The following is a 22,286-nucleotide window of genomic DNA, read 5'->3' as shown; positions in this document are numbered from 1 at the left end:
AAGCAGCAAGTCGACGATGATCAGAAACAGCGTGATTGCGCTGATCAAAGCGGCGTTTAGTAGGAGTGCTGCGAAGAGTAGGGCTGCCAGGGCGACATCTCGCCAATTGGTTTCCAAGCGCGTTCGCGATGGAAGATGGCGTGTTCTGACTCTCATGCTTCGACCCGGGGTTTGAACTGTAGGTGAGAAAGTTGGCGGCCGACTTCCTATCGGCTACCAACGAGTCAATGAGAGACCTGCATCTATCGCTTGCGAATCGTTCCGCGAGTCGTCGACTGAATGTCGTAGACGGACTTTTTGGTCATCGCCTTGTAAATGGCGTACAAGAATCCGAGCAGGACGAGAAACGCGATGAAGCCGCCTGCGTCATCGTTTTGGGCGGTCTGAGCCGCCAACAGAAGCGATTGCATTTAATCGATCCAAAAAGTGAGATGTACCGCGACAATCGGGACGCGGACCGGCATGGGCCACTAGTGGCCCATGCGTTGGTAATAATCTCCGGCATGCACCGAAAGTAAAGTCCTAAAGCGAGACTTTCAGTCGATCGTGAGTTGCGGGAAGGCTTTCCGGTAAGCCAGCGCTACCTGGGATTCCCCGCTGGACCGAACTACAAATCGAGTTCCGCGGCGTGCTCGGGTTTGGGTAGTCAGCGTGCACTTCGGGCGATCTAGTCGATCATCACCGACATATCGAAGCGCAACATCGAATTCGCCCCTAAAAAAGCTGATGGCTTTTGCGATCGCCGGTTTCGACTCGTCGCCAAACTGCGTTCCAGCGTTTTTGTGGAGCCACTTTCGAAGGAGTGACGGTTTTGGTTTTGAACGGCCAAAGATGATCTTCGTGAATTCTTTGACTTGGGCTTGGTGGACACTTTTGTAAATGCGATCCCGCTGACTTGAGTCGAGCAATTGCATCGCCTCAAGAATTTCTTCGTCGGCGGCACAGCGGAAGGTCTCCGCAATAGCATGTGGAATAAGACTTTTACTCGTCAATCGGTTGCCGACCTCCCTGGCGACTTGTTCGAAGCTACCTTGCCATCGGACTCGGCATTGCGCAACAGAATTCTCGTTTACTATTGCTTCATCGCCTCCTTCTAACGAAGCCTGATCGAGTAGTGAATCGCCTTGCTTATCTGATGTTGGTTGCCAAATTCCCGACGGTTCTAGTGGTGGTTGTTGGAAAGATTCCAATTGACGACTACCACTTGCGATGCCATCGGCTAGACGCATTGCGTTCTTCGTCAGGTCGTCGTCAACAGATCCCCAAACAATTCCATGGACTCCGTCGTCATCAGCCCACGCGATCTCCCGATCTGCAATGGACTGTTGGATAGCTCCCTGGAGAGGGTGGTTCGCTACCAGTTTCGGTGTGTCCAACCTGAAGGATGGATTGATGACCGCAAATCGGCCGTCTGGCAGCTGTAAGTCCGCGAGATAGGTCTGAATTGCCAATTGAACCGAACTGAGTACGTCAGCACCGGAACTTTTGAGCCGGCCACCCCCCTTGCTCTCCCATGAAAAATAGGAAACGTCTGGCGTGGCTTGCTGCTCGCGCGACTTGGGAACTCGTACTGCCAATGTAACTACACTAGATCTTGAAGATCGTCGATAAATCCGAGTACGCCGGGGGTAGTTGCAGCGTAGGTGTTCAGATCAGATTCACGCGAAATAATTTGATACAAAGCTCCGTCGCCCTGCCGAAGGCATAGCTCGCCGCGGCGCGCCTGAATGTACACTCTACCGCTCCACAGGCGATATCCGGTGTAACGCACCAACCGAACCCGAATTTCCCTTGTTCCAAAGTGCACGGGCTCGCCGGCGATGGTGCCGGAGACCCACTTGTCACGGGCCAACTCGAACTCACGCTCAACTTCAAATAGACGAAGGCGACACTCCAACGAGCTGGCGTTTCCAATGTTGATCCCGGTTGACAGTCGAGCCGACTCCTTGAGCTGGAGACGTTCATTCCCTCCGAAGTTCAGGCCTTGCTCGGAAGCGATTCCCCAATCTCGCATATTGAGCCGCATCCGATGTCGAGGATTTGAGAGCGACATTCGCATGCTGACTTTCCCATCCATCGATCGTTCCAACGGCGATGGGCGAAGGTCGTCAAAGCGATCCGTACCGAAATAACACTTCGTGGCCAGAGCCAACCAGGAGAAAGCAAAGTCTGCGACCGAAATTTCGATTGGAAACTGAAATCCCCCGTCGTCGGAATCATTTGCAAATGCCACCAAAAAATTGACGAGCGCGACACGCTGTTTAGGAGGGAGCTTCGTCTCAATCAGCCCATCTATGGTTTTACAAACCGAACGGTGAAGACGCGTGTTGTTCCGAAGCTCTCGATCAGTCGCGACAAAGACCAAGCGGCTGGGAGTACCGCCCATATCGATCTGGCTTTGTACTAGTTTGAGACGGCCTGAGCCTGAGCTTCTGAATGGCATTTCACTCGTGAGAAAGCCGCGTTTCCCGTGCTGAATTCTTCTCATCAATCGGCCGAGTTGTTGGCCGGTGCGTAGCGACTGATCTGGTTCCGGTAGTCCGCTAACCGATTTCGCTGCTGCCGTTCCGAAGTACTTCAAAATTTCTCGGCGATTCGTCATTTTTCGGTTTCCACCAAATCAACTTGACGACGTTGTATCCCGGCATAGGCTAAAGTCCCCCTGTTTCGAAGTCAAAGCTCCAGTGGACCTTGGTTACTCAGCCTCTTGTGTTCGCACCTCGATTCGCTAGCCATTTTCGGCAGAAACCAACGAATGCCGCATCGGGCCGTCGCGGTGGTTCGGCTCCGGACATGTCCAGCCATGACCGCCACTGGCGCTCAAGCTCGTAGATATCGAAACCTGGGGCAGCCAAGCGGGCTTCATGATATGTGTCGGGCCGTAGCGGCGGCACTTCGAAGCTTCCGTCCTCGATCGCCGGAATGCAGCCCCGGTTCTCAAAGATCACGATGTCGGACCCCCCCCCTCCCCGCTCGTCCAGCCGAACGCGGTAATCGGGCATGTGATCCGTCCTGGTGTCGTCTTCGACCACACGTTTCACTAACCGCTTGAATTCTCGAAGTGTCGAGCCGGAGCCGGTCTTTGCCTTGAGTAGCTGCAACGAAATCCGCCATTCGTTTTTGCGTCCGCAGTGCTTGCGGGCAAGCTCGTACAGCCGTCGCTCGATCGGCTTCCGCAGGCGGAAGTAGTCTCGGTGCAGCGTCAGTACTTCCCTTGCCTCAATTGCACTGAACACCCAGTCGGACAGTTTGATCTCAATCTCCTGCATCCGGCCATCCCGTGTTTCGCGAACCACCTTCGCCCGTTCGATGATACCGAAGGTCTCGAATTCTTCCCGTCCACCGGAAACAATGTTGGTGCTGATACGTGTGCCCGACAATCTCTCCAACGCTGCCTTCAACGCATCGTAACCTTGACCGTTGGTCATGCGGTTCGTTGCTTTCAGCAGATCGTGGGCACGGAAGCGGATGGTCTGCGAGACCTCCCTACCCTCGTTGATCGCCGATACCAAGTGCGAGATGCAATAGATGATGACGGCTCGATCATGAACCGTTGCCAACCCGTCGGCGGATGGTTTGATTTCAATGAATTTATCGCCATTCTCATAGCGGCGGACACGGTGGTCGGGCTTCGTCGACAGCGAGAAAATCGGGTGCTCCATCGCCGCCATGTCCCCTTTCAACGTCGCAGCGTCAAACACATCCACGACGAAGAAATCGGGAGTCGCGTGGCGATCAGGCAGCAATGGCGAGCGTTGAACGAGTTGATTCGACATCTTGGTTTCAGCGTGCCATCATCGAGCGACGAGATCAACGGTCTTCGATATTTCAAACACATTCGTGGCGTTTTCGACACATCAGCCTCAGACTTCGGTTGTTCACACACAGTCGCCGTCGCTTCGACGGCTTACACACGGACATTCGACGGTTTGCACACGCGAATTCGATGGTTTACACACATCGCGATCTGATTTTCCAAATGGAATCAGAGCTTTGACGCACAATTCGTAACCCGTAACCCATTACTTAACACCTATTAAACACCAAGGCTGTGGACAACTTTCGTCGGTCCCCTACTCCGGTTTGGCGATTGGAAAAAAGTGTCAAGGGTCAATGTCCGTAGTATTTGATGGTTCGGATCAAGGTATTCCGGTGGTGATCGAATTCAGATTCGTGGCAACAGTCATCAACAGTTCACCATTGACGCTCTTTCGCGGTTGCGGCATTGTCGATTGATGTCGATCGACAAGCACATTTCCGTCTACCTTCGCGTGAGTTCACGCAGCCAAGACACGGCCACTCAACGCCCCGATCTTGAACGGTGGTTGGCCGCGTTTGGCGCCGACACCGAACACGTTTGGTACGAAGATCGGTTTACCGGACGCACGATGCAACGTCCCGCCTGGTCGAGGCTGATCGCGGCTGTCCGTGCCGGCGAAGTTCAACGTGTCGTCGTCTGGCGTCTCGATCGGCTCGGCAGGAACGCCAAGGGGCTCACTTCCCTCTTCGACGAACTTCCAAGGCTGGGGGTCGGTCTGGTTTCCATCAAAGATGGCCTCGATCTCGAAACGGCAGCCGGCCGACTGATGGCGAACGTTCTCGCCAGTGTCGCCCAATACGAAACCGAAGTCCGAGCCGAACGGGTATTGGCCGGTCAGGAACGGGCTCGTCGTCAGGGAAAGACCTGGGGTGGGTCGAAGCCGGGACGGTTGCTGTCACTGTCGCGTGACCAAGTTGATGCCATCATCCGGCTTCACGGCGAAGGTGAGCCGAAAGCCAAAATCGCCAGGGCGACCGGCGTGTCCCGTCCAACGGTCTACCGCATTCTGGAACAGCATGGCTGAGCGAATCCCAGACCTCGCTGAGATCAGATGCCTTCCGAACATCGAGGATTACGGCATCGATGCACCAAACGGTCGATGGACCGGCCAGCTTCAATGGAGGGCATGGGGACGATCGACGAACCTGTTTCTCTACTTCGAAGACTTGGAGACCGGCAAGAAACATCGGCTGAGCGTCTTTCATCGACATCAGTACCGGCCCTATGTCGCCGGCCCCAATTTCAAGTTTGCTAAACAAGGCGGCTTCTATCTGCTTCGAACCGAGCCGAGTCGCAATGGATTACCAAAGCTGATGACGGCAGTCGCCATTTCCTGCCCGTCCCGCTTCCCAAGTCTGTTCATCGACTTCCTTCACTCCGCATCGCCGTGACTGCGGTCCTGCGGAGACACGCCATTGCGGCGCCACGGCGAGCCGCCCCGCCTTGCCAAGAGTTCACCAAGCTCTTTTCCAATCGTCCCCAACCTTGTGGCATCCCCAAGCTCAAAATGCTTCGTTTTTCAGGTGAGTTGCGGTAGCGTCAAAACATGCTGCCTTCACGCGATACCGAGTTCGATAACTTCAAGACTCAGATCGATCTTCGTGCATATGCCGTGTCCGTTGGCTTTGAATTGATCCGGAGGCAGTCCAGTCGGCATAGTTCAGTCTTGAAGCATTCCAACGGTGACAAGATCGTGGTGGCCCGTATGCCGTGGCGTCACTACGTTTACTTCAACGTGCATGGCAGCGCCGGAAACGACAGCGGTTCGATCATCGACTTCGTGCAAAACCGTGAACGGTGTTCACTCGGCCATGTTCGCAAGATTCTGCGTGGCTGGAACGGAAGCTCAGCAACTGTGTCAAGCAAGTGGGTACGCGATCTCCCTTCCCTACTCCCCTCCTCAGCTGACTCGGCTCGCGTGTTGGCCAATTGGCTGAAAGCAAAAGCGATCGACGCCGACAGAAACTACCTGTCCAACGAACGACGCATCTCGCCTGAAATCATCGGCCATCCCATCTTCATTGATCGCTTGCGAACCGACGCTCGTGGAAATGTCCTGATGGCCCATCACAACAAAGACGGACTCTGCGGCTACGAAGTAAAGAACCGAGGCTTCACGGGCTTTGCACCCGGCGGCACCAAGGGGCTGATGTTCTCGCGTCCTCGTGATACGGATCACGCCATGGTGATCAGTGAAACGGCCGTCGATCTCCTGTCGGTCGCAACGCTCGACGGCACTGAAGGCAAACGCTTCTTCAGCCTCGCCGGCCAGCCGAGCCCCGTTCAGATCGAGCTCCTTCGTTCGGCGGCCAGCAAGATGCCACGCACCCCGACGATCATGCTCGCTTTGGACAATGATCAAGGCGGCCGCACCATGGCCGGCGTCCTGGCCTCTGCACTGTCGAACGTCGCATCATCAGTTGACCGCTATCTGCCGGCAATCGAAGGACAGGACTGGAACGACGTACTCACGGAACACCGCAAATCCGGATCGCCGCATCCACGGTTTGGCTGATCGCCGTAACACCGCATCACCGTGAATCAGCATGAGTCAGTGTGTTCCTATTCACTTGCTTCTCCCCAATCTGTTGACTGTTCCTGCAGCTTGCCGCCTTACCGGATCGCCGCAAGGGTTTTCCTACAGCAGGCCACAAGGACCAGCTTCGGAAAATCGCTAACGCGAAGACCCTTGCCCCGATTCCGGCAACCAGGCGGCCTGGACGCGTGCATGGTCAACAGAAAAAGGGAGAACCAAACCATGTACGACAAACACATTGATTCATTTGACAGCGAACTTCTGATCCGAATCAGCGAAGCCTACGAGGGACCCTTCGTTTACGAGCGAGGTGTCGACGGAACTGACAAAACCTTTGATGTCTACTGCCAAACGAGCGACACGCATCTGCTTTCCGTTCCATTCTGGGAAGCGAAAGACTGGGCCGAGAAGTTGACAGCAACCGTTGTTCGATTCATGAACGCACAGCAGCGGAGGGACGAGTCATGACGACAGTGCAAACCATCGAACTCCCCGCGGCACCGATCAACGCCAGTCCGGTGCCGCACCTCACCAGCATCCACGCCGCGAAGGGCAGGGGGCCCTACGGTTCCAGCCGGTATCGCGGAAACTGCGGCGGCTATCTGATCCGAGACCTGATCCGATACTACAAATCGGAACACGTCCTCGATCCGATGATGGGAAGCGGCACCTGCCAGGACGTCTGTCGCGAGCTGCGTGTCGCATGCACCAGCATGGACATCAAGCTTGGCGACGACGCAGCCGACCCGGAAAGCTATCGCCACATCGATCCCGTCGATTTTGTCTGGATGCATCCGCCGTACTGGAAGATGATCCGCTACAACGACGATCCGCAGTGTCTTTCCAATGCAGAATCGCTTGAAGCGTTCCTGGATCGAATGGCAGAAGTGCTGAACCACTGTCGTTCCGTGCTGACGCGTGACGGTAAGATCGCTGTCCTGATCGGTGGATTCAGCGAGGGCGGGCGGTATCAACCGCTGTCGCAGTTGCTCATGGCCAAGGCAATCGAGATCGGGCTGTGGCCAGCGACGACCGAAATCATTCGGTTTCAACACGGAAACACGTCGTCGCGGCGTTCCTACCAGTCATCCTTCATTCCCGGCCTCCACGATACCTGCATGATCTTCGAAGAACGCTGATTTGCGGGAGTAGGGCGGTCGCCAAACACCGGTGATCGCCCTGCTACACGAACCAGAACCCCTCCGCCGCACGCCGCAGAACCGAATTTCGTTGCTTTTTCCGTTGTTTGGCTGCTAAAATGGGGCGGAAGGAGTTGGCAAGCGATCATGCAGATTCAGTTACCCGCACACATCGAAGCATCCGTCATCGCGGCTTTGCAAGCCGGCGAGTACGACCGCGTTGCGGACGAAATCGCTGCCGCCATTCGTGACAATGCGGCGACGGTTACCCCGTCGGTCGAATCCAGGGCAAAACGCGAGATACCGCGAATTCCTGACTCCGTCACCATCGACGAACTCGCACGCGAGCAGGGGATCGGTCCGATCAAGGATTTCCGTGACCTGAAAGCAGATTTCTGGCCGGAAGGCGAGACGACCGAAGCTTTTCTCGCCGCCATTCGTGACGCCCGAAACGATGCGGAGCCGTTCGTTCGGTAATGGCTGATCTGGTTATCGACACGGACGTTGTTTCTTACGGGTTCCGTTTGGATCCGATATTCCGAGATTTCTACGGACCCGCCATTCAGGGCCACCGCGGCGTTGTTTCATTCATGACGATCGCAGAGCTCGAATACGGCGTCTTGCATCGAGGATGGGGCGAGCGACGCATCAACGAAATGCGGCGGTATCTTGCCGCGAACTATGTTGATTGCGGCGTCACACGACAAATTTGTGATTCCTGGGCAGAACTGACACATGAGGCCCGAACGCTTGGCCGCGTTTTGATGCACGCCGACGCATGGATCGCGGCGACGGCCAGAGCACTCAATGTGCCACTCGTGACCAACAATTCAAAAGACTTTAGCTATCTCCCCGGTGTCACGTTGATCACGAACGCGAGCACTTAGCTTTTGGTACGTCACTCATTTGCGTTCCCACTCACGGCAGTATCGCCGGCCGTATTCGCGCATCTCACGTCGATACCTGATCGGTTCTTCAGTCTTCATCCTCAACAGTCGTTCCATCTGCCGACACGCTGACAACATCAATTCTCGCATCTCATCGTCTCGGATACGGCTCAGTCCATCCTGGTGTAGCAGCTCGGACGAATGACCTGCGTGAAGGTCTTCCAGTGGACCGTTGCGGAAAGCCCAGGCGACAATTGCGTTGGCTTCGTCCCGGATGGTGAAGCCGTCGTCATCGACCGCATCGTGCGATTGGCGGTTTGCCTCAGCGTCGTTTAGGTTTTCATCCATCAAGCGACGTTGCCTGATCGACAGGCTCAAGTCAATCGGGCATCTCCATCAGATTTGCGACAGGTCACACTTGTTGCTGTATTGATTTCGCTCTCGCTCCATTCTGTGTTATTGACGACTCGTGCAGCCTTGGCACGCATGCCAGCCTTAGCCGCTTGTGCCACGTCATCGACCTCCATGCGTCAATGGCCTGCCCGCACCACTCCCGCTAAAGCGGGACCGTGTGGTCCATGACGCCGGTCGAGTGCCGTAGCCCTGGTCGCTCATGGCTGGCAAGGTGCCGGCCGCAGAAACATCAAACAGAAGGAGACAATCATGTCCAACACAAACAGCAACAAACCAGTCCACACCGTTCGAATTGGTCTGAACTCGATCGCGATCTTCAAGAACGTCACGCAGTCCGGACGAGCCATCTACAACGCTTCATTCGAACGAAGCTACAAGGACGGCGATGAGTGGAAGTACACTCGCAGCTTCGGCCTTGAAGACCTTTGCATCCAATCGGAGCTGATCGAACACGCCAAGTCCTGGATCTTCGAACAGCAACAGGCCGATGCAAAATCTGACAGCTACGAAGATGCCGCCTAGCACGACGACATGCCGGTTTCGATGGCCGGCATGTCTGCCTCATTTGCGGCGATACGGCACACCGGCGATCCGCAACTTCTTTCCAATCGTCCCGGATCTCGAATCATTCCAGAATTCTGGAAACCCAATTTCAATCCGCGAACTAGCCGAAAAAGCGGACCCGCTGACGCGGGGACGATTGGAAAAGAGGTCGTCGGCTGATGCTGTCACTCTCGCGGCAGCTTCTCAATCGTGATCGCGACGATTGCCGGATCGCTGTCGGCCCGGTCACAGTCCCGATCGTCCGACTCGCCGACCCACCGTATCCGGCCCGCCGCCAGCAAGCCACGAAGCTCACCAAGATGCCTGCCTTCGATCGTGACCAATGTCGGCCGCGACCCGACGATGCCAATCTGCAGATGACCGGCATCCCGGTAGTCGATGAAATCGACGTTGTTGTAGGGATGGCTCAGGATACGACCGTTCGAAAGCCGAATGTCCAGCATCATCGGGGGCATCGCATTGGGGTGAACCTTCTCCCAAGGCTCATCCTGTCTTATCGGTTCCGGATCGGGTGGTGTGACATCGGGCAGGTAGCTCGGCCTGCCAAAATCATCGAATGCTCGTGCTGCTTCTCCCATCTCTAAAGGCTCCTTTCTGGTCGTGCCGCACCCAGCCCGAATGATCGGGCGATGTCGGCTGCTTTGTGTCGCCCGGCGGTCTGCTCAGGCGTTCGCTCGGCGGTCTGTTGTTTCCACCAGGCGGTCAAACGATCGCGGTAAGTACCAATGCGGCCACGAATGGCACGTCCGGCGGACCGCATCGGTTCATACGCGGGAGTAGGGGACCTTGGTTCCGGTTCCGCGATCAGCTCGGTCGCCGACATCCTCTCGCCCGATTTCTCGATCGCCCGTCTCACCTTCGCCTTGTCGTCGACGTAAATGGCGACGTCCTCGCTCCCACGCGAAACAGTCACGTAGAACTGTTTCGCATTGATCGCCGGCAGTGATTCCGATCCCATTGCAGCCATCGCGAGCTTGCGATCCTTCCCCTGACTGGCGTGACTGGTGACCACGTAGCCGAGATCCAGGTGACCGTAGTCACGGTCCACCGTGACGCCGCTTCGCAGCATCATGTTGCCCTGTCCGTCGAAGCCGGTGAACTCATCCAGCCGACCGTTGCTGATCCGCTGCTTACCATCCACACCGGTGCCGCCGAGGCTGAACCTCACCTTGTCGCCCTTCGCAAGCCCGATCTCGGACTGTTGATACACCTCGAAGCGATCCGCGTGCCGCAAGGGCAGGGACTTTGTCCGCTTCCCGTCCGCAGCCACCAGTTCAACCGCCTCGTCGGACGCTTTCTCGACCGTGTAACGCTCACCCCGCTTGATTCCGCCCGCCACGTTCTGATGGAACTGAACCACCACGCCCTCACGACCACGATACGTCGCAGCGTCGCCTTTCTCCGCTTCCGTCAGGTTCATCGAACGAAGCTGCGTCACGGCTTGTTCGTGATCGCTCAACAAGCCCTGCTTCCTCAAGCCATCGCGAATACATTCCGTCACTTGACCAGCTTCCGCGTGCGTCGGTGCAACGACGAGCGTCGACTTGCCTTTCCGCTCGGCCTTCAGATACTGTTTTGCCAGTAGCTCATGACGTTCGTCGGAGGAAACCTCCTTGATCTTGCCCATGCGATCGAGCATGTCGAAGCCGGCAAGCAAACCTGTCTTGCCCGTTCGTTCATCGATGACCTCATGCCCACGGCTGATCATCTTCACCGCGTCGCGATAGCGACCCTTCTGTCGTTGAATCGCTTCAACGCGTGCAATGTTCAACCCGGCTTCCTTTTCAAGCAACCGCATCGCCTCGCCACGACGCGGCGATGCATGCTGCCGTGTATCCCCGGAAAGCACCACGCGAGCGTTCTGTTGCTTCGCAATTTTGAACACCGCTCCCATCGAACGAACGTCCAGCAAACCCGCCTCGTCGATCCACATCACGCCGTCCCGAACCTGCGTTTGAAATTCGGTGTTGCGGATCAGGTACTCGACCGTCTGAGCGTTCTCGAATCCCTTGTCCTGTAACACCTCGCGGGCCCCTGTGCTTGGGGCAAAAGTGAAGACTTGTTTCCCATTGTCCCGGATTGCATTGGCCGCTTCTTCCATCAATGAAGACTTCCCCGTACCGGCTCCACCTGTAACCGCCGTCACGCGATCGCGTGACATCAAGACGTGGTTCACCGCGTCCTTCTGCTGGTCGTTCAAGAAATCCATCCGAAACTCATGCTCGCCCTTTCCGATGGACTTCACGGTGCCGCGACCGTCACGAGCGAAGGCGATCATGTCGCGTTCCGCTTCCAAGACCGCCCGCGTCGTGATGAACTCGCGATTGGCACCTTCAACGTCTCGGCTGCGACGGATCACCTTCATCTCGTCCAAGGATTTCTCGACGCACTCCGGTGTTAGAATCAGTCCATGCTCCAATGCAGTGCCGACAATCTGATGTCGCTCGGCAACCGACTGTCGGCAGAGGTTGTGTTCCAGGGAATACGCGAGTGATTTCTCCGCCGCCCGTTCTTCACTCCGCTCATCTTCCCGGTTGCCGCGAAGTAGCGAACCGAAGGCGTCGCGTTCTTCCTTCGTCAGTCGCGATCGCCATTCGTCGCGAAGCTTTTCAATTGACGCACCGCTATCCTTCTGCTCTCGCGTCTCCACGCCCAGCTTGCCCTTCTTGGCGGCATCCTTGATGCCCTTCTGCCGAGCATGGTCTTCGACCTGCTCGGTTCGGCGGCTGAATTTCTCGACCGTCTGCCGCGTGACGCCCTTGATCTCCCAGCCGTGCTTCAGGCGACCCGATTGGGTGTATTGAACCCGCTCGACACCATATCCAAGTTCCCGCTGAAGCCGCCGGGCGAGCCGAGCCTCGAACTTCGCCTGCAAGCTCGGCCGTTGCCGCACGATTTCTTCCATCTCTCCGGCGTAGTGCTTCCCGTTTTGTTCCGTCCAGTTGATGACGTAGGCGTGGATGTGCAAGTGCGGGTCGGGCCGACCTTCGACAGGACGTGATGTCTTGTGGAGGAAGTCGGCGTAGATCAGCTTCCCGGTCCGCGTTCGCTGTTTGGTGTGGGCATGCTTGCCGTCGCGAACGCGGCGTTGCATCAGAGGCTCGACATCTCGCCTCATGCACTCGCGGACGGTCTCGCGTAACGCATCGACGATCCGCTCGTCGCAATTGATCGCCCACGCAAGCGAAACGCTCTTGGGCACCGAAAACGTCAGATCAGTCCCGGGCCGGCGGTCCTTCCGTGTCCGCTGTGTCAGTTTCTCGTTCGTGATCGGGTGCTGACCACGCAGCAGAGCCGCGAACTGTTCTTTCGTCACCTCGGTCCCGTGGCCAAGTCCCAGAATGTCAGCACCACGGCCGTGCCACTGCCCGTTAATCTCTTGACCCAGGTAGTAGTCACCCTGCGTCAGGACAGAATTGAAATACTGCTGCGTCGCATCGACGCTTTTTCCTTGTGTGGCAATGAGCATACGGGAAGGATAGGAGGCACGACTGGTTGAGACAAAGTAACGCGGCGGAGGAGGGGATGAGGCAAGTGCCTCAATACGCAACCCGACCAGTCAATTTGATTCGTCCCGTGCCAACAAGATGCTGCGAAGCTGAATCCAAACCGATCCACAGAATTCGCAATGTGCAACCCAATGCAACGCGAGCAAAATCCAGAAGCGATCCATTGAACTGCGGGTGCAAGTCGGTTCAAACTCCGGTGCAGAGAGAAGTCATAAACCAGATAGGCTTGTCTCCTAAGCAGTGCTTAGGCAGTATCAGCCTGACATAACGATGTTGGATTGAAAATGCGGCTACACGCTCAATCGGCGTGTATAGGACGTCGAAGCATTTCAGATGCAATATCGAGAAAGCCAAACGGCAAAACCTCGCCAACCGAACAACTCAAGCGATTGAAAGCGAGGGCGAGCGGACTAAGGAGAAGCTTCGCAATGCATGGTGTTTCGCAGGAAATCCTGTCGGCCAGCTGAAACAAAAATCGAGCTCAGAAAACAGGAGATAGCCACATTTGGCAATCATCGGAACCGTCAGCTTTGTTCCGATGAGCAGTGCGGCCGAAAGCAGTTCCAAGCACTGCGTAGCAAAACGACCACGCCTCTTGTTCGAACACCGGTGACGCGCTGTTTGCATACCACACGGTCGCATCAGTATCCCTTTGCTCCAGAATTTGGCCATGCAAAACCAAATGACCAATTTCGTACAGAATTAGGTGGCACATCATGACAGCCACACGGTAGGTGGGAAGAGTCTCCTTCAAGCATTCAGAGTCGATCGCGATATGATTCACAATCTCTCCGTCCGGCTCGTTGAAGCTCATCAGCCAAGATGCAGCTTGACCATCCCGTCCTTTCTTTCGGCGTTTTTCACCTTTCACTTTCGAAAGGTCCTTAAAGACGACGGTCGCTTCCCGCTTAAGCCGGTCAGCGTTGGTACTGGCGCAAGCAATCCCTTCACAAAATCGAAAAAATCCGACGACTGCTTCGTTCAATTCTCTCGCTCGCGGGCCAGCTTGCAATAGTCTTCCATCATCCTCTTGAAGCTCGCCGGCTACGTAGGCATCCCAAAACTCCACAGCCTGAGCATATATTTCCAGTCCACGCTCATGCGTCATCATGTCGCGATCCAATCGTACACCCTATACCAAATTACCAGAATCCAAAATCCGCTAGTTGGGTTCGACGTCAACGTACTTCGCGTGCAATGCGTCCATGGCTTTCAATGTCTTATCGCTTGGAGGATTGGGTTGAGCTAGACACAATTCGTCAATCGCCTTGACGATCTGTTCGGGCTTACGTCGCTTTCGTGCTTGTTTCATCTCGAGAGTCTCCTTGGCCGTTATTGGCCGGTACACTCTCATAACTCATGGACCAGTTTTTGGGGAGCACGCCACCTGGTCATTGCAGCAAGAATTCCCAGTGGCTTCGCAGATGTCAAAAACTGTTCAGAAAGATGACTGGGTTCCGCAATTGCCCCAACTATACGCGCTGCGAGCTTCTCTTTTCCGCCGAACAGATCGCAAGCACTTCGTGATGGTAGGTTTTTGTTCATTACCTACCGTACAATTCTGGCGAATCTTTGTTAATCAGTGCGTTCGCTCTCGCTTCGTGAAAACATCGGTTGAATCAAGGAGGAGCAACACCCGTTCCCATTCTAATTGCTTGCAAATCCCGAGTTTGCAAAAGCTACGTGGGGTCAGCAAGCCTCATCGGTAAGACTGTCCGCTAAATTTGACAGAGCGTTAGATTTCGACGTCGAGTTTTGCGTCACTAAACTCCGTCGAAACGTGACGCCAGGGGAGACAGCAAAGATGCAGAAACATCTAAAATCACTGGAGATAGTGTTGTTTTGCACATGTACCGCCTCCGTTCGCAATGGAGCGGTTACTCTACTGAGTCTCGAATCAGGCAGCGGACAAACGCCGACACGTGGATCTCTTGGTCGAAGCAGTATCGCCGTAGTTTCGTGTGCAGTTCGCGATCGAGATCAAACGTCAAACGGACGGGCTTGGACTGATTGGTCGTTGATTTCCCATCGCCAGCTTCGTCCACCCATGCGTCGGCTTCCGGCTTGCTGGCCGCATTGGACCGCGTCGTTAATTTGATCTTCTTGCTCATTTGATCCTCCGTAACTCGTTCACAAATCTCTTGATCTCGTCCGCCGCTTTCGAATCCGCGGCGTCGATAACCGTGCCGCCTTGGGCCGCGGATTCGGCAAAAGCAACTCGCTGACCAATGTCAGTTTTCAAGACCGGAACATCGAGTTCTCGCAGAGCTAATCGCACATCCCGTCCAATGGCCGTGTTCACAATGCGTCGGTTAATTGCGAGGCAGCATCGGATCTCTGGGCGGAATACCTGCGCTTCACGGATCAGATCTAGCGTCTTCGTCGCTTCCCAAACATCGAGTGGTGATGGCTGAAGAGGGATGACCACCAAGTCGGCGGCGAGAATGATCGACTTCGCGATCTCCGCCGCGCGTGGCGGTCCGTCGATCACGACATCGTCGTAATCTGCCGAGATGGCTTCGATTTCTTTGTGTAGCGTCGCCTTCGGCATCCCGACAACGATGAACATCGCATCTTCTCGACAATTCGACCAGGACAAAGCGCTGCCCTGCGGATCGGCATCGATCAACAGGACGCGACGTTTCCGCCGTGTTAGCTCGGCTGCTGTGTGGATCGAGAGCGTTGTTTTTCCGACACCGCCTTTTTGACTGAGGAATGCGTAGATCATGGTCACCGTATCGCCGTGGTTGCGGCGTCACGGTCGAGCGTGAAGCAATCGGCTCTGCTGCGCAAGTCTTACCGGAAACTTGTCCACAGGGACCTTTACGCCCAGCGAAAAAATCATTGTTCGCTCGCGTGCCTCATGGCAGCGTGTTGCTTTTCGCGAGCGACATGCATCCAGACTACGCCCTCTTTCATGCCATCAGATTATCCTGCCTTTCGGATTTCGAAGCAGCCGTGGCTGATGGCGCAAATGTGCATGGTCGCGATGTAGACGGCAGATTGGCCATGGAAGTCGCCGAGAAGTTTGGTCGGATCGAGGAAGCACGACGCTTGCATGCACTTGGTGTTGATCCGAATCCGGCGATAGGAAAGGGAAGCGACAGGCTCATCCATCGAGCAGCTCGAACTGGCAACGCCGGTTTTGTCAAGCTGCTCCTGGAGTTCAACGTCAACGCAGACATTGGCGGAACGGCGGGTCAAACTCCGCTACATTTGGCTGCTCGCACAAAGCACGACTACATGGCCATCGACTTACTCGAGGCCCACGCCGATCCAAATGCCACCAACGATGTTCGTGACACTCCACTCCACATTGCAGCCGCGACAAACCAGCCAGCAATGATTCGCCGGCTCATAAAGAGCGGTGCCGATCCCCTCGCCACGAACCGAACCAACTACACCGCCATGCACGTCGCGGCTGCGGGCGGCAAGCGTGAAGCCCTTGACGTGTTCCTCAAGCACGATCAACTACGTCCTCCCAGATCCGATCGGTTATGGCATCGGGTTGCAAAAGCCGCAGAAATTCATGGATGTGATGAGATCGCAAACGCGATCCTTGCCGCCAAAGGGCAGTCCTGCTTGGAGGCTAGACGCTAATGAGGATAGTCAGGAACTAAAACGCGGATCGGCATCTCGCTTCCATGTCGTATGGGCAGATAGCAGATTTTATCTTGACCGAGACCCTTTGCTCGCCTTCGGAAGGGCCATGTCATTTGCCTTGAGATCATTCTCTAGGCGTGGTCTGATACTGTCGAACTTGTCAGGGTGATTGCTTCGCGAGAACACAATGTGCTCATAGATGCTCTGCAGCTCTCCCACGTATTCTCTATCTATCCCCTCTTCGACGAGCAGGAGCGGGCGTTTCCCGAATGCGACGGCAACCCCAGTCTCTTGATAGAGCCATACGCTAGACGCAGAACCACCTGCTGTGAGGCTATTCCGTTTAGTGAGAAGGCAAACAAAGAACCTCGCTCGACGAATCTTCTCGACGATCGCGGTGCGGAAAGCTTCGAGACCATCTGCTCGACCGTCGATGGCGTTGAATCCTGCAGGCTCTAGAACACGGCCACGGATGTAGGAAACAAGCTCGCTGTCTTGGGTGTTGAATTGATGTGCGATAAAGACCTCGTGTGGCTCTTCTTGTCCGTGAAGCAACCTTCGGTCTTCTTCAGCGAGCTCACCCTTCTTGGCCGCAGCACGTCCCTTCTCCGTCAGTTCAGTCCAAATGCTCTGGCCTCCGAAATTCACCTCTTTTGAGCCGATTAGGTAGTCGCAATAGGTCAACCATCGCAATGCGGCATCGATCGTCGTAAGATCGAACTTCGGAAGTAGGGCTCTATACAGCTCGGGATCTTTGAAGCACTCAGGGCGTGAAACCACTTCTTCCGTGCGATCGGCTCCAGATCCGGATGTCCGTCGTTGTTCGAGAACATGGGCCGCTGCGAACGATAGAATTGCCATGCAGGATGGTTCTGACAGCAACCGGGCGCTCTGATTCATTTCACTTCAGCAGTGTCGTTGAGTGGCTGGATGGAAAGCAACTAGCCGTACCGAATGGTGTAAGCTGGACTACGATCGAGGTTTTCAGTTCCTCGAATATAGCGAAGCGTTGTTCGCGGGTCTTTGTGCCCAAGCCAATGCTGAATATCGATCAGCGGAATCCCCGCCTTGTCGGCTTCGGTCGCGGCGGTCACCCGGAGCGAGTGAACACTGACTTCCTCGTCGATCCCGACGGCTAGGCAATACTTCTTCACCAGACGCTGTATCGAGCGGATGGTCATTCGCCCACGTTTGAAGCCGTCTCGGCCCTGACCGCGGGGCGATAGGGATGGACGAAACAGGGGACCAGAGCGGTCTTTTTCGATCTTGGCGTGTTCGATCCATTCGTTGACGGCCGAGGCTGCGATCGGTGGCATCACACCGCGACGAAGCTCATTGCCTTTGCCCTTGATGCGGACGACGGTGTGTTCCCCGTCACGCTGGATGTTGCCGACGTTGATGTGGTACAGCTCGTCGACGCGAAGGGCCATGTAGGCGAACACCGCCAAGACAGCCCGGTCGCGTTTCCCCGATGGCGTGTCGCAAGAGGGGGCATCCAGCAATTGCCCGACCATCTTCGGCAGGATCGAAGGTGTCAGCCCTTTGTCGGACACCTTGGGAGCTTTCACGAAGTCCGGAGCGGCGGGGTTGGCTCCGCGGTAGCCGTAGTTTTGCAGGAACGAGAAAAACGAGCGGAGGGAAGTGATCTTGCGAGTAACGGTTGAGTTCTCGCCAGGCGTCTTGTTTCCGACGCGATCCGGGCGACCGCCTTCGGAAAGCAGGTGATCCCGCCACCGCGTGACATCATCGGGAACGAACTGGATCATGGTCTCCAAGTGGTCGATGTCGACGTTCTGAAACCGCAAAAACTGCTCGACATCGTTGCGATAGGCCGTGCGTGTTGCCTTGCTCTCGGTCTTGTTGAGCCAGGCTTCGAACGCTTGGGCGACCAGCGGCCGGAGCTCCATCGGCTCGGCGGGAAGTTGACCACCGAAAGACGGGGGCAGGGCGTTGTTGGTGGTGATCAGTTCTGTTTTGGTCATGGTGCTCTCCTTAGCTCATGTGTTTGGCCACAAAATCACGGATCCCCGTGATCATTTGGTTGACCTGCTGGTGGTCGAATTCGTCCGGTCGACCGTGGGCAGCGTCATTTCGGATGTCGCCCCATGATCCAACCTGTTTATTGACGGCTTTTCCGTACACGCCGCCCGTGTAGAGATCGGTGTTCATACCGTTGATGTTGTCGGATGGCGACAACTCCGGATGCGTGTCGCACATCCTGCGAAGCGTGGTTTCCAGCACGGTGCCCGCGATGACGGCAGCGGCAACCTTGAAGTTGTTGTCCAGGAAGTGTTTTGCTTGTTCGAGTTCGTCAGCGAAGACGTCGGCATGGACGAGATTGGCCACGTCGAACAGGTAGCCGCCTTCAAAATCATTCTTTGCCGACCGAAACAGCGATTCGAGCCGACGGAAATCTTGGTGCGATTGAGTATTCGGAGAGTATGCGGACCGGAAACTCTCACGCGTCGGATGGCTTTCGCCGAGGATCCGGTCAATTAGGGACAGGACCGATGCATGCCATTCGGTGAGCAGACTGCAGTCCAGCACCTCGAATTTCCGATCGCTGCTTCCATCGCCATACCAATTCGCGACACGTCGTGTCTCGATCGAAAGACTGTCCGAAATCTCTTTCGCCATCTCCGCGAGTTCGTCGAACCGCTTCTGAATTCTGTCCAATCCGGCCATCTCGTCCTCCTATTGCCCGATCGCGGGCGGTGAAAACCGGTCCACCACCGAGCTCGTTTTAACGTCGTATAACCCACTTTATACGACGTTAAAAATCAAGTCAATGAGAGAGGTGGTGGGAAACACCCCCTCTTCAGGTGTTGATCGTCTATATTCCCGATCACGTTTATGTCGCTTGACGGGGATAGTCGTCAGGACGTGGGCTTTCAATCACGACGCACATTTGGAGATATGCATGAAATCGGGCTTACTTCTTCTTTGCATTTTTGTTTCGTTGCCGTCGGTGGCCTTTGGCCAGTGTCGGTTTTCCTGTGGGCCAGGAGAACGACCATCGGGAAGCTGTTGTCGTACCTGGTACTACGATCAAGACGGGAACCGGATTTGTACTGGCTATGGAACTTATTGTGTCCCAGACAATTGGGGTTGCGGAGTCCCTGTTCAGGACTGCGACGTTGTGTGCCAGCAGCGATCGAGTTGCTCACCCTGTGCGGTAACGACCGTTCCGGTGCAGTCCTGCCCAGGAATCAGTGATGTCTGTGGACCAAACGAGTATCCCTGTGGCCAGTATTGTTGCGGATGGTACTACGACGAGAACGGCAACCGCATCTGCACTCGTTACTGCACCCGTTGCTGTTACGATCCAACCTCTTCAGCCTGCGGACCTGGTGAGTATCCTTCTCGGCAATACTGCGAAACGGATGTTTCTGTATGCGGCAAGAAGAAGTACTGCACCCCCTGGACCGGAACCGAGGCGGACCCATGCATCCGATTCCGCGATTGCAGATACTGCAAGAAGGATCCAATCACTGGCTTGCCGTATAGCTGCGGTAGCTCTTTCAGTGAGCAGAAGCGGGTTTGTCTTACCACCGTCCGATAAGCGGCGGTTTGTTGCGTTCGCCAAAACGCCTGCCGTCGGGTTGGCCGGAAGCGATTTCCTAAGGAGACAGAATGCTCGTTAGATTGACGCACGAGGGCGGACCGCTCGACGGTACAATTGAATTCGAAGAAGGCAGTCCTCCGCCAACTGACAAAGGAATGGATGTATTCCTCGCGTGGGGTACATTTGATTTGACGGGCGGGGAGGTTGGCAAAGGAGCAATGGCGGCGGCACCCTCGGTTACCGAGGCGGCCATAAGTAACACGCTTCCGAAGGAGGAAGCGGGGAAATCAACCATTCACAAGTACTTCATCACCGAGAATGAAGTCCGTGACGGTGTTCGCTATGTGAAGGCCGAGCATCGCCCTCAGTTTCGTGGCTAAATGAGAATTTGAAGGCAGAACACGCCAACGCGGCTTCCCTCGGGGTTGGCCGTTTTTTTTTCTTTGAGTCAGGTCTCCGAAACTGCCCCTCTCGCTTCGCAAATGCCCTTCCAGTCGGGTCATTGGCCACGAAAACAAAGCCTGAGGCTGTCCGAGATAGGATGGCCGAGCGGGTATGTAATCCCGTCGGACGGTGGACGACATCGCGTTTTGACTCCGGTCCGAAAAAGGGTGTACCTTTTTTCGGACACGATGGCCAACGTTGAGGGGGCGATCGATGCTCAAGAGTCCCGCTCAGCACCGCAGTGCAGCGGTCGCGATCCGTGCACGATATAGCTCCAAATCAGTGAAAGATCGTGCATTGGGTGAAACACAATTTCGCCTAGAACTCTGTAAAAACGACGTTTTTGACCCGAGAACGCCGCACTGGGGGTGCGGAGCCCTAGGCGGTTGGACTTACGGCATTCAATGCTTGCTTCCGAAGGAAGTCGGGGTTCTTGGCGATGTGGCTATAGACGCGTGCCACCATCGTCGGATCTCGGTGTCCCATCAGATGGGCGGCCGAAATCGGATCGACACCGCCGGAGGTCAACGCATTGGTCGCCCAGCTATGCCGAGCACCGTAGGCGATACATCGGAAACCGACCTTGCCCGAGATGCGATCGAGCCTGCACTTGATCGAGTCCTTTGTCCATGGATTTCCGCGACTGTTGATGAACACTGGTCCGGACGGATGCTTCGCCGCCAGTCGATCCAAGATCGTTTTTGCTTTCGGCACCAGATAGATCACCCGCGGTTCAATTTCGCCTTTGGATTCATCGGTGGGAAAGATCACCATGTCGTTCAGGATGAATCTGGCTTCGATCGTGCGAGCTTCTTTCGGGCGGCAGCCCGTGCAATATAGGAAGTCGAGGAAGTCGTCGAATGGCGGGCGGGCGTGTTCGCGAATTTGTTCCCATTGCTCTGGCGTGTAGAACACGTCTCGCCGTTTCCGTCGTGGCTTCGCCATACCCGCGATCGGGTTTCGATTCAGATAGCCTTGCTCGACGGACCAATTCAGCATCCGTTGTACTTTCTGTATCGCATCGTTTTGGCTGGTCGAGTTGATCGTCGTCAGTGTCTCCAGCCATCTCGTGACGTGGTGGACTCTCAATTGTCCTGGTCTTAGCCTGCGACCGACGTGGCCAATAAACGTTTTCAGGTAGTGACGGTGCAGCTTGTACGTGCCCGGTTTGCGATTGGCTTGGCACCAGTCGAGGTAGCACTGGGTCAACTCGTCGAGCGTTGTCATCTCGCCTGCGAGTTGATCGCGGTCTGCCATCAGGCTGTGAAACTTCTCGAACGCGGCTTCGCGGTTCTTGCCCAGAGAGATTTGCCGACCACCAATCGAGCAATACCAGCTCTTGGTTTGTTTGCGAAGGAAGGGCCTGGACTGACGTGGCATGGAATCGGCTCCGTTTCGTGCATTGAATCGTGCAAAGACGATTTCATGGTCACAATCGAAGCCAAAGTGGCAAATAAAAAACCCTCTGAAACACTTGGCTTCAGAGGGTTTTGAATGAGTCGGGGCGACTAGATTCGAACTAGCGACCTCTACGTCCCGAACGTAGCGCTCTACCAGGCTGAGCCACGCCCCGAGGGAAGTCGCCAATGTTGGCGACTGGAAGACGTCGCGTCAATGCCGGTTTGCGAGGGCGGCATGAAAATTGCCCGCAGGTGGCGGCAACGTCCCGGCGTCCACCGCCCACGCGGACGCCTCCGACACCGCTCGCATTGGTCTTTCGCCGACGCGATCACTTTCACGACAATCCGCGCCGGGGATGCGCCCATTTGGGGGCATCCTTTATGCATGCCCGTCGAATGCTCTGT

25 protein-coding genes and 1 tRNA gene are annotated in these 22,286 nt (G+C 55.8%); 10 read left to right on the top strand and 16 right to left on the bottom strand.

The genetic code is table 11. From position 1 onward, the window contains the following. Positions 1-242 precede the first annotated feature (242 nt). From Mal65_RS26355 to Mal65_RS05310, 4 genes are all read right to left on the bottom strand, one after another. Positions 243-410: a hypothetical protein gene (locus Mal65_RS26355; RefSeq protein WP_165701082.1), complete on the bottom strand. Its 168-nt coding sequence runs from the start codon at positions 408-410 to the stop codon at positions 243-245. 126 nt (positions 411-536) lie between these two features. Beyond that, positions 537-1,577: a hypothetical protein gene (locus tag Mal65_RS05320; protein ID WP_165701081.1), complete on the bottom strand. Its 1,041-nt coding sequence runs from the start codon at positions 1,575-1,577 to the stop codon at positions 537-539. Between the two features lie 5 nt (positions 1,578-1,582). After that, entirely contained in the window at positions 1,583-2,602 is a 1,020-nt protein-coding gene (locus tag Mal65_RS05315; RefSeq protein ID WP_145294486.1) for a hypothetical protein, read from the bottom strand. A 97-nt stretch (positions 2,603-2,699) separates the two neighbouring features. Continuing rightward, positions 2,700-3,776, bottom strand: coding sequence for a replication initiator protein A (locus Mal65_RS05310; protein WP_145294483.1), 1,077 nt, complete (start codon positions 3,774-3,776; stop codon positions 2,700-2,702). A 459-nt stretch (positions 3,777-4,235) separates the two neighbouring features. Between Mal65_RS05310 and Mal65_RS05305 the strand changes: the two genes are divergently transcribed. From Mal65_RS05305 to Mal65_RS27440, 7 genes are all read left to right on the top strand, one after another. Continuing rightward, positions 4,236-4,844, top strand: coding sequence for a recombinase family protein (locus tag Mal65_RS05305; RefSeq protein WP_145294481.1), 609 nt, complete (start codon positions 4,236-4,238; stop codon positions 4,842-4,844). Continuing rightward, positions 4,837-5,211: a hypothetical protein gene (locus tag Mal65_RS05300; RefSeq protein WP_145294478.1), complete on the top strand. Its 375-nt coding sequence runs from the start codon at positions 4,837-4,839 to the stop codon at positions 5,209-5,211. Before Mal65_RS05305 ends, Mal65_RS05300 begins: the two co-directional genes overlap by 8 nt. A gap of 155 nt (positions 5,212-5,366) precedes the next feature. Further along, positions 5,367-6,335: a DUF3991 and TOPRIM domain-containing protein gene (locus tag Mal65_RS05295; RefSeq protein WP_145294475.1), complete on the top strand. Its 969-nt coding sequence runs from the start codon at positions 5,367-5,369 to the stop codon at positions 6,333-6,335. Positions 6,336-6,578: 243 nt separating this feature from the next. Continuing rightward, complete coding sequence (locus tag Mal65_RS05290) at positions 6,579-6,824, top strand: hypothetical protein (protein ID WP_145294472.1); 246 nt, start codon at positions 6,579-6,581, stop codon at positions 6,822-6,824. Beyond that, positions 6,821-7,495 carry a hypothetical protein gene (locus Mal65_RS05285; protein ID WP_145294469.1) on the top strand — a complete coding sequence of 225 codons (675 nt, stop codon included), beginning with the start codon at positions 6,821-6,823 and terminating at the stop codon, positions 7,493-7,495. The genes Mal65_RS05290 and Mal65_RS05285 overlap by 4 nt, the downstream gene beginning before the upstream one ends. Positions 7,496-7,642: 147 nt before the next feature. Continuing rightward, a complete protein-coding gene (locus tag Mal65_RS05280) occupies positions 7,643-7,972 on the top strand; it encodes a hypothetical protein (protein WP_145294467.1) in 330 nt (109 codons plus the stop codon). Further along, on the top strand, positions 7,972-8,382 hold the full coding sequence (locus Mal65_RS27440; RefSeq protein WP_145294463.1) for a PIN domain-containing protein: 411 nt from the start codon (positions 7,972-7,974) through the stop codon (positions 8,380-8,382). The genes Mal65_RS05280 and Mal65_RS27440 overlap by 1 nt, the downstream gene beginning before the upstream one ends. A gap of 15 nt (positions 8,383-8,397) precedes the next feature. Here the strand turns inward: Mal65_RS27440 and Mal65_RS05270 are convergent, their stop codons facing one another. Beyond that, on the bottom strand, positions 8,398-8,730 hold the full coding sequence (locus Mal65_RS05270; protein WP_165701080.1) for a hypothetical protein: 333 nt from the start codon (positions 8,728-8,730) through the stop codon (positions 8,398-8,400). 315 nt (positions 8,731-9,045) lie between these two features. On the opposite strand from Mal65_RS05270, the gene Mal65_RS05265 reads away from it, so the two are divergent. Beyond that, a complete protein-coding gene (locus Mal65_RS05265) occupies positions 9,046-9,318 on the top strand; it encodes a hypothetical protein (protein ID WP_145294457.1) in 273 nt (90 codons plus the stop codon). A 206-nt stretch (positions 9,319-9,524) separates the two neighbouring features. Here the strand turns inward: Mal65_RS05265 and Mal65_RS05260 are convergent, their stop codons facing one another. The 6 genes from Mal65_RS05260 to parA all read right to left on the bottom strand — a co-directional run bounded on the left by Mal65_RS05260 (position 9,525) and on the right by parA (position 15,597). Beyond that, positions 9,525-9,938 carry a hypothetical protein gene (locus Mal65_RS05260; protein ID WP_145294455.1) on the bottom strand — a complete coding sequence of 138 codons (414 nt, stop codon included), beginning with the start codon at positions 9,936-9,938 and terminating at the stop codon, positions 9,525-9,527. A 2-nt stretch (positions 9,939-9,940) separates the two neighbouring features. Further along, positions 9,941-12,910 (bottom strand): MobF family relaxase, encoded by a 2,970-nt coding sequence (mobF, locus tag Mal65_RS05255; RefSeq protein ID WP_196784591.1) that lies wholly within the window; start codon positions 12,908-12,910, stop codon positions 9,941-9,943. A 440-nt stretch (positions 12,911-13,350) separates the two neighbouring features. Further along, positions 13,351-13,980 (bottom strand): hypothetical protein, encoded by a 630-nt coding sequence (locus Mal65_RS05250; RefSeq protein ID WP_145294452.1) that lies wholly within the window; start codon positions 13,978-13,980, stop codon positions 13,351-13,353. 51 nt (positions 13,981-14,031) lie between these two features. Then, on the bottom strand, positions 14,032-14,181 hold the full coding sequence (locus Mal65_RS26350) for a hypothetical protein (RefSeq protein WP_165701079.1): 150 nt from the start codon (positions 14,179-14,181) through the stop codon (positions 14,032-14,034). Positions 14,182-14,746: 565 nt separating this feature from the next. Then, positions 14,747-14,980 (bottom strand): hypothetical protein, encoded by a 234-nt coding sequence (locus Mal65_RS05245; RefSeq protein WP_145294449.1) that lies wholly within the window; start codon positions 14,978-14,980, stop codon positions 14,747-14,749. Next, positions 14,977-15,597, bottom strand: coding sequence for a ParA family partition ATPase (parA, locus tag Mal65_RS05240; protein ID WP_145294446.1), 621 nt, complete (start codon positions 15,595-15,597; stop codon positions 14,977-14,979). Before parA ends, Mal65_RS05245 begins: the two co-directional genes overlap by 4 nt. 164 nt (positions 15,598-15,761) lie before the next feature. On the opposite strand from parA, the gene Mal65_RS05235 reads away from it, so the two are divergent. After that, positions 15,762-16,469: an ankyrin repeat domain-containing protein gene (locus Mal65_RS05235; RefSeq protein WP_165701078.1), complete on the top strand. Its 708-nt coding sequence runs from the start codon at positions 15,762-15,764 to the stop codon at positions 16,467-16,469. Between the two features lie 69 nt (positions 16,470-16,538). Here Mal65_RS05235 and Mal65_RS05230 read toward each other — a convergent pair whose 3' ends face one another. Genes Mal65_RS05230 through Mal65_RS05220 form a run of 3 tightly spaced genes read right to left on the bottom strand, consistent with a single transcriptional unit; the run spans position 16,539 to position 19,109 of the window. Continuing rightward, positions 16,539-17,372, bottom strand: a complete 834-nt coding sequence (locus Mal65_RS05230; RefSeq protein WP_231131284.1) for a toll/interleukin-1 receptor domain-containing protein — start codon at positions 17,370-17,372, stop codon at positions 16,539-16,541. Between the two features lie 41 nt (positions 17,373-17,413). Beyond that, positions 17,414-18,454, bottom strand: coding sequence for a tyrosine-type recombinase/integrase (locus tag Mal65_RS05225; RefSeq protein ID WP_145294438.1), 1,041 nt, complete (start codon positions 18,452-18,454; stop codon positions 17,414-17,416). Positions 18,455-18,464: 10 nt separating this feature from the next. Beyond that, positions 18,465-19,109, bottom strand: a complete 645-nt coding sequence (locus tag Mal65_RS05220) for a DUF4145 domain-containing protein (protein ID WP_145294435.1) — start codon at positions 19,107-19,109, stop codon at positions 18,465-18,467. Between the two features lie 996 nt (positions 19,110-20,105). On the opposite strand from Mal65_RS05220, the gene Mal65_RS05215 reads away from it, so the two are divergent. Next, the gene (locus Mal65_RS05215) at positions 20,106-20,417 is read left to right on the top strand and encodes a hypothetical protein (RefSeq protein ID WP_165701077.1); all 312 of its coding nucleotides are present in this window, start codon (positions 20,106-20,108) and stop codon (positions 20,415-20,417) included. Positions 20,418-20,859: 442 nt separating this feature from the next. Here the strand turns inward: Mal65_RS05215 and Mal65_RS27135 are convergent, their stop codons facing one another. Together Mal65_RS27135 and Mal65_RS05205 are read right to left on the bottom strand one after the other, a co-directional pair. Then, a complete protein-coding gene (locus tag Mal65_RS27135; protein ID WP_174820135.1) occupies positions 20,860-21,861 on the bottom strand; it encodes a tyrosine-type recombinase/integrase in 1,002 nt (333 codons plus the stop codon). Between the two features lie 119 nt (positions 21,862-21,980). After that, a tRNA-Pro gene (locus Mal65_RS05205) sits at positions 21,981-22,054 on the bottom strand. Positions 22,055-22,286: the final 232 nt, after the last annotated feature.

It is taken from the genome of Crateriforma conspicua, from assembly GCF_007752935.1.
In the GTDB taxonomy this organism is placed as follows: domain Bacteria; phylum Planctomycetota; class Planctomycetia; order Pirellulales; family Pirellulaceae; genus Crateriforma; species Crateriforma conspicua.
Note: the sequence above shows the minus strand (reverse complement) of the source record. Positions and strands in the feature narration are given on the sequence as shown.